Below are 14,511 nucleotides of genomic sequence, written 5' to 3'. Positions count from 1 at the left end.
AACTTTAATGAGGTGATATTTATGGATCAGGCAATCACACAAAAATTAAATAAGCAAGGATTGATCTTCGTCACTATTCATTCGATTTTCTTTTTAAATTTAGCTTTTGACTTTGTAACATTTTATTAAATATAAGGAACAAATGCGCAAGCGCCTTGATTAGCCCCGACAAGCAAATGTTCTTTCACCAAAGAAGTCGGCCTTTTGACTTCATTGGTGAAAGGTTATTTGACCTAGAGGGGCTAGGCGCTGGAGCTGGACGTAGACCCGATCCATTAGCGAAGTTATCTACAGTTTGCAAACCTATAATTTCCTGGAGGACAAAAAAGGAGCAACCGGTCAGTGGTTGCTCCTTTTCATGTTTTGCATTGTGGCGTTCGCCGCCAGCAGCGCTTCCTCTGTTTCCTTCGCGATGTGTATAACAAGTTCATCGACTGTTTGTCTTTTGCCGAGCCGCGGGCTTTGCCCTGACCAAAGCGACATAAATTCTTTTTCATCGAGTCTTCCTGCCTGCTTCCTTATCCCAGAAGTTAATACGTGCTGAAGCGGATAAGGAAGCAAGGCATGTTCCCGTTTTTGCATTTCTTTTATAAATCTGTTGGAAACGCCGCGGGCTGTTTTTCCTGAAAAAGCTTTTGTAAGTACGATATCTTTTTCATTGGCCGAGAGAATGGCTTCTTTATGAAGCGGATGGGCGCCGCTTTCTTCTGTTACTAAAAAGGCAGTTCCGAGCTGCGCGGCTGAAGCGCCGAGACAAAGAGCGGCTGCTACTCCCTTACCATTCATCACCCCTCCAGCAGCAATAACAGGAATGCTCACTTCTTGAACGGCCTGCGGGAGCAGAGACATTAAACCGATCATGCTCTCTGGCTGTTGAAACGCTCCCCGGTGTCCTCCGGCTTCACTGCCTTGCACAACGACGGCATCTATCCCCGCCCGTTCACATGCAATAGCTTCATCAACTGTTGTTGCCGTTCCGACTGTAACCGTTCCGTTCGCTTTTAATTGCTCAATTACCTCTTCCGGAGGCAGTCCAAATGTAAAAGAACATACCTTCACTTTTTCCTGCAAAACAATGGTAAGCTGCTCATTAAAAGCGGACGGAGCAGCAGGCATTCCGCTCTCATCTTCCTCCATGCCAAGTTCCCGGCGATACGGAGCGAGAAGCTGGTGAGCTGTTTCCACTTGTTTAAGGTCTGCCTGCACTTTCTCGGGCACAAATAGATTGATGCCAAATGGCGCTTTCGTCAGCCTTTTCACGCGCTGGACAAACTCTTCCGTTTGTTCCCCTGATAAATAGCCGGCGCCAATGTTTCCGAGTACTCCCGCGTTTGAAGCAGCGGCTGTTAATTCAGGTGTTGATATTCCCGCCATCGGCGCCTGCCATACAGGAAGTTTTAACGTTAATCCGAGCATAATTTACCCTCCACTCTTTAAAATTGCTTTCAAGTATTTATGTCCTTTAAAATATAAAAAACACTAAAGGAGATAAGTGATGACGAAATCTGAAATTGAAGCAAAAATTGCTGAATTGAAAATGGACTATATCCGCGTTCAGGGAGATATAGAAAAGTTGGAGTCCACAGGAAACGGCGTAACTAAAGCCGAAGAGCAGCTGATCCGTATGGAAAAAGAGTTAAAAGAGCTGAATGACAAGCTTGCTGCACTGTCTTAATGAACAGCCCAATTAATCGAGCTGTTTTTTTCTGCAAATTAATTGAAAACGCTTCCCCTCTGGTAATTATATACAGTATTCAGTATACAGTAATTTTACGATATGCTATCATTAAATTAAATGATTTTTCAAAAAATATAGGCAGCGAAAGTGGTGAAACGATGAATCTTTTAAAACACTTAACTGAACTTCTTGGTCCGGAAAAGGTGACGGCAAACGAAACAATACTCGAGCATCACAGCAAAGATGAATCTTATTTTGAGCCTGTACTACCTGATGTTGTTGCCTTCCCGGAATCGAAAGAAGATGTTCAAAAGATTGTTGCATTTGCGAAAGAAAATAAAATCCCCGTTGTTCCTTTCGGGGTGGGATCAGGCCTTGAAGGCCATGCCATTCCTGTTCATAAAGGCATATCAGTCGATTTTAGCCAAATGAACCAAATTGTTGAACTGCGCGCGGAAGATTTAATCGTAAAAGTACAGCCTGGAGTGACAAGACTGCAGTTAAATCATGAATTGAACAAGCATGGATTATTTTTTCCGGTAGATCCTGGAGCTGATGCGACGATCGGCGGAATGACCGCCACGAACGCAAGCGGCACACAAGCTGTGAGATATGGCGTCATGAAAGATCAAATACTCGACCTCGAAGTCGTGCTGGCAGACGGCCGTATTATACATACAGGTACACTTGCCAAAAAGTCTTCTTCCGGCTATCACTTGAACAGCTTATTTGCCGGATCAGAAGGGACCCTCGGCTTATTTACGGAAATCACGTTAAAGCTGCACGGCATTCCTGAATCTATTATGGCAGCGAGAGCCTGCTTCCCTACGGTAAAACAATGTGTGGAAGCTGCCGTTTCCATCCTTTCTGCCGGTATCCCGATTGCCCGCATGGAACTCGTTGATGACCGCTCCATCGCCCAGGTCAATCTTTTCAGCGGAACCGTTTTCCCCGAAGAGCCTTCTTTATTTCTTGAATTCCATGGCAACGAAGCCGGAAATGAAGCAGACGCTCAATTTGTCTATGATTTATTCGAAGAACACGAGTGCCAGGAGTTTACATTCGAAAAAGACAGCTTAAAAAGAGCCCAGCTCTGGAAAGCAAGACACGACTTGTCCTATGCGTTTCGCCACAGCGACCCGAAGCTTGAGACGATCGGCACAGATGTATGTGTGCCAATATCGAAACTGCCCGAGATGGTGGAATACGCCCGCACACGCATTGAAAAACACGGCTTTGACGGAGCCGTTCTCGGACACATCGGTGACGGAAACTTCCATACACTCGTCTTATTTGATCCGAAAGATAAAGAACAAGTTCAAAAGACGAGCCTGTTAAATGAGGAAATTGTTGAGTTTGCTTTCACTCTCGGAGGCAGTTGTACAGGAGAACACGGAGTGGGCCTTGGCAAAATCAAGTACCAGCGCCAGGAACACGGCGAAGCACTTGACGTGATGGCAGGCATTAAACATATGCTCGACCCTGACAATATTTTAAATCCCGGAAAATTGCTTCCTGTTGAAACAAAAGCGACGGTCTAGTTGATGAGGCTGTCCTGAAAGTCAGTGACTAACTGACATCTGGGCAGCCTTTTTAATGAATATAGGAAAGCAGCGCCGCGTTGTGCACGAGCAACCCTAATTTTTGTACACCTGCATCCGTATTATGAACGGGAACCACCGAAATATGCACATCGTTCAATGATAAATGTCTATATTTATTTCATATCATTTGCGCCCACTGTTCCACTTTCTTATTTTGCTTTAATGCCAAATAAAGAAGCATACATTGTTCAAAAGACTGCGTATCAATGGTGAAAATTTGATTCAATTGATTCAGGCGGTATAACAAGGTATTGCGGTGAACGTACAATCTCCTCGCAGCCTGGCTGACGTTCAGCCCCTGCTCGCAATAAACGAGAAACGTTTCAATCAGTACAGATGCATTCGGCTGAGACAACAGCTTTTCGATATAGTCATTTAGTGTTTCTGAAAAAGCCGGATTAATTTCCTTAATAAGTGTGTTCAACAAAATACTCCAGTCATCAAATGCATATATGCACGCCTCCGCCTTGCTTTGCTTCCCTGTTGTCAATGTTTGCAGCGCCTGGTGGTAAGAGCGGCTGACACCTGCCAGGCCTTCATGGCTTTTTCCGTAAGCGATGGACACTTTACCGGGAATTTTGTTATTTTGCAGAAAGTTTTTTAATCCTTTTACTGCGCGTTCGCACTGGTGTCTAAGCTTGTCAGCATCATAGCCTTCCATGTATTTAAGCACAATCCATTGCTTTGGGTTGATCGGGCTGATGATATCTTCAGAATGATCTTCAAAAAAGTTGCTGATCATCTGGAATAAATCATATTGTGAGATCCTAACCGGTTTGTTCTCCTCTTCCTTCGGCTTATGTAAGGACGGAATATCAATCAAAATGCATAAGCGCGGCTGGTCAAAATGAAAGCCCGACATTTCACAATAATTGTGCAGCGTTCCTTCGTTGTCCCATTCTTTGAAATGAATCAAATGCTGGATAAAGAGCTCGGTTGTTTTCATCTGAATATAAAATGATTCTGTCCGAAATGACTCCCGCAGCATCATTTCCACGTGATTCCGCACAAATTCTACATAACGGCCGACTTCATCCGGCTCTCCAATAATGCCAAGCACTCCAATGATTTGCTGCTGAAAGCGAATGGGCGTCGCCACACCAGGGAGCACATTCACTCGGTCTGCTACTTTTTCTTTCGTAAAAATGATAGACCTTCCGGCTTTTGTTACTTCTTTCGTCACAACGTGGTATGAGCCTATCCGCTCCACACTGCTGCACCCTATAATAATTCCATTCGCATCTGTAATACTCATCGACACGTCCAAAACAGTTGATGTTTGTTCCACTATTGATTGGGCAATTTGTTCAAAAAATTTCATCGCTTCACCTCAACAGATGATTGGCCTCACAGGATAATTCTTAATATTCCGTTTATTTATCCTCTTGATTATACCAATTTTTTGTATAAATTGCATATTGAATGAAAGCGCTTTCTAACTATAATGGAGAATAACAAAACAAAAGTAACTAAAAGACAGAGGAGGATGTTATGTGCATAAAGCAGATATTGTCATTGTAGGCGGCGGAGTCATGGGATCAAGCACAGCTTATTCTTTGCGTAAAAGTGGATTTGAGGGCAAAATTACCGTCTTCGAAAAAGACCCGATTTACGAATTCTCATCCACTCCCCGCAGCGCTGGAGGAATTCGGCAGTTATTCACAACAGCCATTAACATTAAGTTAAGCCGCTTTAGTCTGCAAAAATACAAAGCATTCCCCGAAGAGATGGCGCTTAACGGGGAACCGGCAAAAATTGATTTTCAGCAAAGAGGATATTTATTTTTAGCGACTGAAGAAATGGTTCCTGGCATTGAAAGCCAGCGAAAACTGCAAAATGAATTAGGCGTTCCATCTCAATTTCTTTCTGTTGATGAACTTCGCTCCATTATTCCCGAACTGGCAGTAAACGACCTTGCCGGCGGCCTGTATTGTTCTGAAGACGGCTACTTGGATGCTTATTCGGTCATGCAGACGTATAAGAAAAACGCACAAAAGCTGGAAGTCGATTATGTCTCAAAAGAGGTCGATACGTTTTTAACAGAAAACGACCGGATAACCGGGGTCCGTTTACTCGACGGCGAAGAATACAAAGCCCCCATCGTTGTTAATTGCGCCGGTGCTTGGGGAGCTATTTTAAGTGAAAAAATTGGGCTTTCGTTGCCGATCGTTCCGTTAAAAAGACAAATTTTCCAATTTGATTCATCGGTTCCGCTCCAAAAACCGCTGCCTCTCACAGTCGATCCGACAGGTGTATACTTTCGCCATGAAGGCGACCGGGTCATTACCGGCTTTTCTGAAGACGTTAAACCAGGCATTGATTTTTCCTGGAAGCGTTCGTACTTTGAGGAACTGTGGCCTATTCTGGCACACCGTGTTCCTAACTTTGAAAGCGTGAAGCTCGAATCCGGCTGGGCAGGCTTATATGACTTTAACACAGAAGACCAAAATGCCATTATTGGCGAGCACCCAGCGATGAAAGGATACTACATGGCGCTCGGCTTCAGCGGCCACGGCATGCAGCAGGCGCCTGGTGTCGGCATTGGATTGGCCGAATTAATCTGCAAAGGAAAGTATGAAACGCTCGACTTGACTCCGTTGCGCGTCGAACGATTTGCGGAGAATGATTTAGTCCTCGAGCACGCTATAGTGTAGCTCATTAAGATCTATAAAGAGGTGAACTTATTTGTTAATTTTAAATGAAAAAAGCATGCAGCAGGCAGCTGGAATGGCCAATGTGATCGAGGCTGTGGAACTCGCGTATAAGCTTTATGACGAGGAGCAGTTTCAAATGGATGCGAGAACGCACATGTCTCATAACGAAAACACCTTGCTGCTGATGCCATGCGCCGCTAATCAATCATTAGGCACAAAGATTGTTACCGTCTTCCCGAATAATAAAGATCATCCGGTCACACAAGGGCTAATGATCTTAACTGACGGAACGAACGGTGAAACGAAAGCTATTTTAAACGGGACGTATTTGACCGGCTTACGCACGGGGGCATTAGGTGGTCTCGCTGCCCGTTATTTAGCTCCCGCTGGCTCCGCATCTGCTGGGTTGATTGGGACGGGCGCCCAAGGTTTTTATCAGCTGTTGGCTGTGTGTCTGGAGCGCAAAATCCAAGACATTTACTTATATAATCGGACACAAGAAAAAGCAGCCGCTTTTGCTAAAGACATTCAAGCACACCTGCCCCCTCATATCAACATTCACATCATGAATCAGCCTGATGAAGTTGTCACCCATTCAAATATTATCATCGCTGCTACAACGTCCGAAGCACCTGTCCTGCCCAATCAGCCCGACATTTACAATGGAAAGCTAGTCATTGGCGTCGGCTCTTTCCAGCCACATATGCGAGAACTTCCAGAATCGCTTTTCAAACAGGCAGACCACCTGTTTATTGATACACTCGATGCCATCCATGAAACAGGCGATGTGATTGACCCGATCAAAAACCGCTGGTTAGTGGAATCTCAATTAATTCCTTTCTCAAGTGTTGTCACTGGCAAAGTGAAACCCGATATTAGTATGGAAAAACCCTTAATTTTCAAATCAACCGGCATGGCTTTATTTGATGTCGTTGCCGCTCGTGCCATCTATGAAAAAGCTGCTCAGCAAAGTATCGGCCAGGAAATAGACTTTTAAAATAGAAGCAGTAAACCTTAAATTCAATAAATCCTAAAGGGGATGGTGGAACGTGCATACCATAGTTATGGTTGAATTTGTTCTTTATTGTTTACTGATGCTTGGGGCGGGTTATTTGTTTAGCCGGAAAGAGATGGATCACGCCTCTTTCCTTCTCGGCGGCAAGAAACTGCCGGGCTGGGCGCTTGCTTTCTCGGAAAGAGCCACCGGTGAATCAGCCTGGCTTCTCTTAGGTTATACAGGATTTGTTTTCGCCACCGGTCTTTCCGGTGTATGGGTTGCCGTTGGTATTTCATTAGGGATTGTTTTTTCCTGGCTGTTTTTAGCGAAACGTTTTATGAAAGAAGCAGAAGAACACCAAGTCATGACACTGCCTGGTTACTTAGCTAAACGATTCGGAAGCCATTCGAAAATTATTCTCTGGATGTCGACGATTTTAATTATCAGCTTTATGATGTTTTATTTTGGGGCTCAAATTGCCGGTGCCGGTAAAACATTATTCGCTGTTTTCAACATCAATGTGACCGTGGGAGCTGTTTTGAGTCTCGCGATCGTTATTCTCCTCTCTTACCTCGGCGGATTTACCGCTGTCGTCTGGACAGATATGATTCAAAGTTTAATGATGCTCGTCACGTTAGTTGTCCTGCCAATCGTTGCCCTTTTCCATATTAACGCCGCTGACCTTTCTATCAGTGCGGCATTAACAGCTGCCGGCCCTACAATGGATTCATGGACAGGCGGGGCCATCGGTTTTGCTCTAGGCCTCCTCCTCTTCAATAACTTTGCCTGGTTCTTCGGCTTCCTTGGCGGCCAGCCGCAGCTCAGCGCCCGGTTTATGGCGTTAAAAAATGAAAAAGAAGCAAAAACCGCGAGCCGTGTAGCTATTACTTGGACGATTCTCGCTTACGGCGGTGCGTTCATGATTGGACTTACTGCTCTCACTTTATACCAAGGACAAAGTTTTGCCGACGTAGAAACGATTTTGCCATTTATGATTCTTGACTTATTGCCGCCTTGGATCGCAGGTATTTTACTTTCAGGTATATTGGCAGCTATCATTTCTACGGCTGATTCCCAGCTCCTCGTCATTACAAGCTCAGTGAGCGAAGATATCGTCAACAATGCTCTCGGCAAAAAGTTGACTGAAAAACAGCTTGTCACTATTTCAAGACTTACGATCATTGGGGCCGGTTTATTAGGATTAGTCATTGCTTTAACGTCCAAATCGCTCGTCTATCTCGTCGTCAGCTGGGCGTGGGCAGGTGTCGGCTGTACGCTTTCACCAGCAATCATTCTCACTTTCTTCTGGAAACGCTATTCCGGAATCGGCGTAATTGCTACTATTCTTTCCGGCTTTATCGGTACCATCATCTGGATTTCCACACCGCTTGAAGAAATTATCTCTTCCCGCTTTACTACCTTTTTTATCGCCGCTTTCTTCGGCATCGTCTTCAGCTTGCTTTTCCCGGTAAAGGAAAGCAGCGGCGAGGTGAAAAACACAAAAGAAGGCGATATGTCCACGAAAGTGATTGGCTAATGAAAGTTAGTTAATAATCAAACGGTTAATAAATAAAGGGAACTGTTCTAAAGCCAGTTACTCAATGACTTTTCGGACGGTTCCCTTTTTAAACTTCTTCATGTTTAATCGATAATTTATCATCTATCATATCAATGTATCTCGAGAATTCATTTACTGCTAATAATATCTCCACGATTTTTCATACACTTCAATGAGGTTGGGCCGAATCAACGTATTCGGTTTTAATTCAATTGGCCTCCCATTCGTATCTTTAATCGTCGCATCTTCGTCTTTTCCAAACCGGGTAAGCGCTGGCAGAAGTTCTGTCGTCAAATAGCTTGTTTCTGCTTTCACTTCCAAACTATCAACCAAAATAGGCTGACGCGAAGCGAGAACAAATCCCCAGCCGCCAAAGCTTGGAATATCAACATGCAAATTGTTTGTCAGCAGTTTTGCTTCTTGAATCGTTTTATTAATTGTCCAGTACACTTCAGGTGCAAACACAGGACTTGTCGCCTGCACCATCATTGCCCCGTCTGGGGCTAGATGGTTACGGAGCAAGGAATAAAACTCTGCCGTATAAAGCTTATTGAGCGATTCATTGTTCGGATCGGGCAAGTCCACAAGAATTACGTCATAAAAGCCATCTGTTTCTTCCAGGTAGCGGAACGCGTCTTGATGGATGGCTTTCACCTTTTTATTTTTAAGCGAATGCTCATTTAACTCTGTTAATAGATGGTGCGTATTGGCCAGTTCCACCATTTTCGGGTCGAGATCCACAAGCGTAACAGAGTGGGTATCACCATACTTCAACACCTCTCTGACAGCGAGCCCATCCCCGCCGCCGAGGACTAACACCCGCTTACGGCTGCCTGCCGCTGCCATGGCCGGATGAACAAGAGTTTCATGGTAACGATGCTCATCAGCCGCGCTAAACTGCAATTGGCCATCTAAATAAAGTCTTGTATCCCCTTCTTCTCTCGTTAATACGATTTGCTGGTAAGCGGTTTGTTCCGAATAAATAATTGGATCTTTGTACAGTTTCTGTTCAAAATGGAAAGCCGCTTCTTCCCCAAATAAAATACCGGCCAAAATAAGCACAAGCAAGAAGCCCCCCGCTCCTGCATGGAGAGCAAAATTAGACAGCTCCTGCCTGAATTTCACGGTTATCCAGAGCGCCACCACCACATTGATCGTCGCTACAATAAATGCCGTTTTCACGAGGCCGAAATAAGGGCGGAGCAAAAATAAAAATAACAGTCCGCCGATCAAGCCGCCCGCATAATCGGAAAATAACACTTTCGCTGTGCTTTTATGCAAAGCAACGCCGATGTCGTTTGCTTTGCGGATTAAAACCGGCAGCTCCACTCCTGTCAATGTACCAACAATGAGTGTAACCCCATATAAAAACAGTGCGTCTGTTCCATCCGGCAAGTAGGCGGTTACTCCAAATAAAAGAAAAGCCGAAAACCCGCCAATCAGCCCGATGCCGTATTCAATCCAAATGAAGGAGAGAACTAGCTGCTTTGTAATCTTTTCACTTATAAAGGCGCCAATACCCATACCCGTTAAAAAAAGCGAGATTGTCAGCGTATACTGCTTCACGCCGTCTCCAAGTATGTAAGAACCGAGAGCACCAAATAGAACTTCAAAAATAATGCCGCAAATCGATACGATCCCTGATGCCCAGTAAATGCTGCTGCTTTGTTTCAATAATTCTTCTTTATTCATTTTTTCCACCTGCCGTGCGCCATTACGTGATAGACGCGCCGATCACAAATGAAAGCCCGACGGATACACAGAATGAAACAATTCCTACTGCACTATTGCGTGCTTTCAATTGTTCTTCAACTGAAAAGTTACGGGTAAACAGCTCAAACAATAAATAGGCTGCCATTTGCAAAACCACACCGTACCCTCCCCAAATTAATGTCTCTATAATCGTGTCATTATGGAGGCTAGAGAACATTAAAATAATGCAGATACCAACTATTTTTCCGCTTATCGAAAGCGCCACAGCAACGTTTCCTTCTTTAATTTCATGCCAGTCTTTATACTTTCTGGTGAGCATTTCAAAAATAAACAAGCCAGCCATCACAACTAAAATGGCTACCACAAAATAAAGAAAGGTTAATAAAAACGGATTCATTTCACTTCTCCTCTACTAAATAATCAATTATTTCCCCGTTCCCGGGCCCCCGCCCCGGAAGGTAGAGCCGCGTCCGCCCGCTCCGGAATTCCATCTGCCCGTTGAACCATAGCCGCCATAGCAATCATTGTTGTAAGCAGAACCGCACCGGCCGCGCTGATAACGATCCCAGCCCCCGCCAAACATATTGCTTAACATGTGCCCAAGCAGCATCCCTTGAAAGAAGCCCGGATGATAATAACTGCGAACAAACTCTTGATCGGACACTTCAATCAGTGTCTGGTCCGGCTGATCAGGGGCCTCTGTTAAAATGACGAATTGATCGTCATAAATAAGAACTTGTTTGCCACTTACATACTTTCCGGTTTCATCAGGTTTTTGCACTTGAATCAGTTCATCCGCCACCTCTTTCACTTGCTGATCTTCTGCTAGATAAACATAAGAATCTTCTATTCCGGCATCTTGACTGCGGACGACATCAATTAGCGAATAGCGGTCTGATATGTAATCTTCTATTTGCGCCGACCCGCAGCCGGCTAAAAGACCGGCCGCTGCGGCAAATAAAGCAAATAACAAAAATAGTCGTTTTTTCATGGAAAACACTCCAATAAAAAGAGGAAAGAATTATTCTTTCCCTAATTTTTTCTTTAAAGCTGCTAATTCCTCGTCAATCGCACTATTTGTTTTCAGCGCATCCAGCTCGGCATCAATACTGCGCGTGGAAGATCTTAAATCATCAGATGTTTCTGCTTCCGCCTCATACCGCAGTACTTTTTCTTCCATACGTTCAAACCCACGCCGTGATTCATCGCCGCCAATGGAAGACATTGCCCGGTTCATTTTCGTTCTCGCTTTCGCTGACTCAGCACGTGCCTTTAAAGAATCTTTTTTCAATCTCATTTCCTCGTATTCCTGCTTCATTTCACCAAGCTTTTCTCTCAAGACAGAAGCATCTTGTGACGCCTGCGCGTGGGCTGTGCGCATCGATTCAGCCTGGCCTTCATACACTTTTTTATCTTCAAGTGCACGGCGGGCAAGATCTTCATTCCCTGCTTCAAGAGCTGTAACGGCTTGCTGCTGGCGTTTTTCCACCATACTTTTTGCATCATCCAGCTTTTTTTTCAGCATCTTTTCATTGGCAATCTGCTTAGCTACTGCCATTTCTGCATCACGAATGTCCATTTCCATTTCCCGCATAAATTGATCAAGCATTTTTACCGGATCCTCTGCTTTTTCCAAAGCAGCATTTAACTCCGAGCCGACATACGTTCTTACCCGTTTAAAAAACTGAAACATATTCGATTCCTCCTATCAGCTAGCTTCCAGCTAAAATCTTGAGTTCATATTCTTCAATGGCATAGCCGTAACTTACTTCAACTTCGCTGCCCCATACTTCAACAGATAAAAAATGTTCTTCAGAATCATCTTCAAAATCAAAGTATTTCAATTCTTTTCCATGCACATTCTGACTGCGCCCTTCTCCTTTAACGTACGCCTTGCCGCTCTCTGCCATTCTGTATTCCTGTCCTTCGTATGTTACTTTTTTGGGGATTGGTTCTTCAAGCGGCAGCTTAATGGCCTGATAAATACCAAGTTCCAGTTCATCATCCATTTCGACACCGAGCCATAAAACCCCTCTCTCCCCTTGCAATTGATAGGCATCCCATGCAAAGCCGCTGTCGTTGTAATGAAGCTTTCCTATTACTTGATAATCCTGCAGGTCATATGTAACAATATCGCCGACCTTTAAGTTTAAAACTGTCCGTTTCTCTACTTTTGGCTTCTCTTTTTCCTGTTTAAACAACCGTTCAAAAAACCCCATGCCTTCACCTCAATTCCTTTCACCTATCATTCCCTGTTTGTTAGTGGTTCCTTCATGGTATATTTTTAATTTCTTTATGATATACGCTCTTCACTACGCAAAGTTTCATTATTTTGATTTTTTTGCATAATCCCCACTGCAGCAAGTTCTCTTTAAGGAACCATTACATCTATATGCTCCTTCAGCACTTGGAGAGTGAGTGGAACTTTCTCACCAGCATCACCGTCCACATTTGCTTTTAACGGCTGACTGGAAGATACGGTTAATTGATTTGCCCGAAAATAGAGAACATCCGGATCTGCTTTTAGCTCTCCCTTCAAAAGATTAGCCGCAATTCGTACGAGCCTTGGAAAAGCAGTATCCTTAATAATAAAACAGTGCAGCTTGCCGTCATTCACTTCTGCTTCTGGCGCCATTTTCTCAAAGCCGCCGACGGAATTCGTCAGAGCGGCGAGAAAAAGCAAAGCTTCTTCTTCATACTGATTGTCATTTGTCCGGATTCGTAAATCGAATGACTTTTTATTGACGAGTGTTTTCGCCCCCTCCAAAAAATAAGCTAACGAACCGAGGGCCGTTTTTTGCCCGGATGACACATCTGCAGTTGATTCAGCAATATCGCCGAGAGCAGCAATATTCAAAAAGTAGCGGTAGTTGATTTTACCGATGTCGACTTTTTTCAACTTTCCTGTTCCAATCGCTGTGATGGCTTCTTCTGCTTCAAGCGGTATGTTCAGTGCCCTGGCAAAATCATTCACTGTACCGAGCGGAACGATGCCGAGAACCGGCCTATGACCTTTTTCAGCTAGGCCATTAATGGTTTCATTCAGTGTACCGTCACCCCCAATAGAAATGACTAAGTCATATTTATTCGCGCAAGCCTCTTCAGCAAACGCTGTAGCATCGCCCCCTTTTTCCGTGAACCGTACATCTGTTTCATACTCCATCTTTCGCAATTGCTGCTGAACTTTTTCCACGTACACTTCCGCTTCTTCTTTCCCTGAAGCGGGATTAACAACAATCATTGATTTCCTCAACTGTAGTTTCCCCCGTTCACTCTCTTCCATGTTTCCCAACTCTGCCCGCGACTTTCGCTGGCGATAAAAAAGGGACGTCCCCATCTCCCTGTTTAACAAGAGTTCCATTTCTTCCAAGTCTTCTCTTGTGACCACTGGATCCTTTTCCGACCAATTTACGATATAAATAAAATAAAATTGATTAATAATCCGGAAAATTACATTGGAGTTTGGAAATTTATCATAAACCGCTTTAATGTTGTAACGGCGGGAATAAGTCCATTTCGTTAACTTCATCATCAGCCCACCTGTTTTTGTTAATTGTGCTACTTGTATATACCCTTTATACAGTTTTTTCAACTCTAACTGCAGGCAAACATGTCTCTTCTTTTTTCCTCGACAAAACTACTGATCAATCAACAAAACTAGTGAAAGGAATTTGCGGATTCGTATGGAAACTAGTTAATAACAGTCTATTGTCCCGGAAGCAGCCACTCGAGAAAGTCACAGACGACTATTTAACGGAGGGATGAAAATGGAACAGGCTTATTTCAGTTCAGAAGTAGCAAAAAGCCTTGGAGTCGGCGCCAGTACGTTGCGAAAATACTCATCTGCCTTAGAAGCAGCCGGGTACCACTTTGATAGGGGATTGAATAATTCCCGCGTCTTTTACCAAAAAGATATTATAACAATCCAGCGTTTGCTGCGATTAATACAAGATCAGAACATGCCACTTGAAGCAGCCATTGAATTGGCCATAAAAGCGGAACTGCAAAAATATGATCAAACACCTGCTGAAACGAGCGAATTATGCGAGCGGATCGCCCGGCTTGAACAGCAGCAGGAAACGTTGATTGAGGTGAACAAAGAACTTGTGAAAGAACTGGCCCAATATCAACGGTGGATGAAAGAAAAACTGGAACACCAGGAAATCGCTATCCGCGATCGCCTGCTTTTAAATAACATGCAGCCCGCAGCTATTAAAAGAGAACCTCCGAAATATCGGCTCCCTTCATTATTTTCCATATTTAGAAGCAAAAAGAACGAAGCCACATTTAATTAAGCGGCTTCGTTC

Annotated in this window: 14 protein-coding genes; 6 read left to right on the top strand and 8 right to left on the bottom strand. The window is 44.1% G+C overall.

The window, feature by feature from the left end; translation table 11 throughout:
* Positions 1 to 339: 339 nt before the first annotated feature.
* Entirely contained in the window at positions 340 to 1,416 is a 1,077-nt protein-coding gene (locus F9802_RS16585) for an NAD(P)H-dependent flavin oxidoreductase (RefSeq protein ID WP_152153949.1), read from the bottom strand.
* Positions 1,417 to 1,495: 79 nt separating this feature from the next.
* Between F9802_RS16585 and F9802_RS16580 the strand changes: the two genes are divergently transcribed.
* The gene (locus tag F9802_RS16580) at positions 1,496 to 1,675 is read left to right on the top strand and encodes an SE1832 family protein (protein WP_152153947.1); all 180 of its coding nucleotides are present in this window, start codon (positions 1,496 to 1,498) and stop codon (positions 1,673 to 1,675) included.
* 161 nt (positions 1,676 to 1,836) lie between these two features.
* A complete protein-coding gene (locus tag F9802_RS16575; protein ID WP_152153945.1) occupies positions 1,837 to 3,219 on the top strand; it encodes an FAD-binding oxidoreductase in 1,383 nt (460 codons plus the stop codon).
* A gap of 181 nt (positions 3,220 to 3,400) precedes the next feature.
* Here the strand turns inward: F9802_RS16575 and F9802_RS16570 are convergent, their stop codons facing one another.
* Entirely contained in the window at positions 3,401 to 4,603 is a 1,203-nt protein-coding gene (locus tag F9802_RS16570) for a CdaR family transcriptional regulator (RefSeq protein WP_152153943.1), read from the bottom strand.
* Between the two features lie 172 nt (positions 4,604 to 4,775).
* Here F9802_RS16570 and F9802_RS16565 point away from each other — a divergent pair, with 172 nt between their 5' ends.
* The 3 genes from F9802_RS16565 to F9802_RS16555 are packed head-to-tail and all read left to right on the top strand — an operon-like array spanning position 4,776 to position 8,470.
* Positions 4,776 to 5,936 (top strand): NAD(P)/FAD-dependent oxidoreductase, encoded by a 1,161-nt coding sequence (locus tag F9802_RS16565; RefSeq protein WP_152153941.1) that lies wholly within the window; start codon positions 4,776 to 4,778, stop codon positions 5,934 to 5,936.
* Between the two features lie 31 nt (positions 5,937 to 5,967).
* Entirely contained in the window at positions 5,968 to 6,933 is a 966-nt protein-coding gene (locus tag F9802_RS16560; protein ID WP_152153939.1) for an ornithine cyclodeaminase family protein, read from the top strand.
* A 52-nt stretch (positions 6,934 to 6,985) separates the two neighbouring features.
* Positions 6,986 to 8,470 carry a sodium/proline symporter gene (locus F9802_RS16555; protein WP_152153937.1) on the top strand — a complete coding sequence of 495 codons (1,485 nt, stop codon included), beginning with the start codon at positions 6,986 to 6,988 and terminating at the stop codon, positions 8,468 to 8,470.
* A gap of 159 nt (positions 8,471 to 8,629) precedes the next feature.
* On the opposite strand, the gene F9802_RS16550 is transcribed toward F9802_RS16555, so the two are convergent.
* From F9802_RS16550 to F9802_RS16525, 6 genes are all read right to left on the bottom strand, one after another.
* On the bottom strand, positions 8,630 to 10,183 hold the full coding sequence (locus F9802_RS16550; protein ID WP_152153935.1) for a polyamine aminopropyltransferase: 1,554 nt from the start codon (positions 10,181 to 10,183) through the stop codon (positions 8,630 to 8,632).
* Positions 10,184 to 10,205: 22 nt separating this feature from the next.
* Complete coding sequence (locus tag F9802_RS16545) at positions 10,206 to 10,601, bottom strand: DUF350 domain-containing protein (RefSeq protein ID WP_152153933.1); 396 nt, start codon at positions 10,599 to 10,601, stop codon at positions 10,206 to 10,208.
* Positions 10,602 to 10,628: 27 nt separating this feature from the next.
* Complete coding sequence (locus F9802_RS16540) at positions 10,629 to 11,195, bottom strand: DUF4247 domain-containing protein (protein ID WP_152153931.1); 567 nt, start codon at positions 11,193 to 11,195, stop codon at positions 10,629 to 10,631.
* 30 nt (positions 11,196 to 11,225) lie between these two features.
* Positions 11,226 to 11,897 (bottom strand): PspA/IM30 family protein, encoded by a 672-nt coding sequence (locus F9802_RS16535; protein ID WP_152153929.1) that lies wholly within the window; start codon positions 11,895 to 11,897, stop codon positions 11,226 to 11,228.
* 19 nt (positions 11,898 to 11,916) lie between these two features.
* Positions 11,917 to 12,423, bottom strand: coding sequence for a DUF4178 domain-containing protein (locus F9802_RS16530; RefSeq protein WP_152153927.1), 507 nt, complete (start codon positions 12,421 to 12,423; stop codon positions 11,917 to 11,919).
* 152 nt (positions 12,424 to 12,575) lie between these two features.
* Complete coding sequence (locus F9802_RS16525; RefSeq protein ID WP_318636121.1) at positions 12,576 to 13,736, bottom strand: diacylglycerol/lipid kinase family protein; 1,161 nt, start codon at positions 13,734 to 13,736, stop codon at positions 12,576 to 12,578.
* A 235-nt stretch (positions 13,737 to 13,971) separates the two neighbouring features.
* Here F9802_RS16525 and F9802_RS16520 point away from each other — a divergent pair, with 235 nt between their 5' ends.
* Positions 13,972 to 14,499, top strand: coding sequence for a helix-turn-helix domain-containing protein (locus tag F9802_RS16520; protein ID WP_152153925.1), 528 nt, complete (start codon positions 13,972 to 13,974; stop codon positions 14,497 to 14,499).
* The last annotated feature ends 12 nt before the right edge of the window (positions 14,500 to 14,511 follow it).

It is taken from the genome of Bacillus aerolatus, from assembly GCF_009183655.1.
Classification (GTDB): domain Bacteria; phylum Bacillota; class Bacilli; order Bacillales; family Domibacillaceae; genus Pseudobacillus; species Pseudobacillus aerolatus.
Note: the sequence above shows the minus strand (reverse complement) of the source record. Positions and strands in the feature narration are given on the sequence as shown.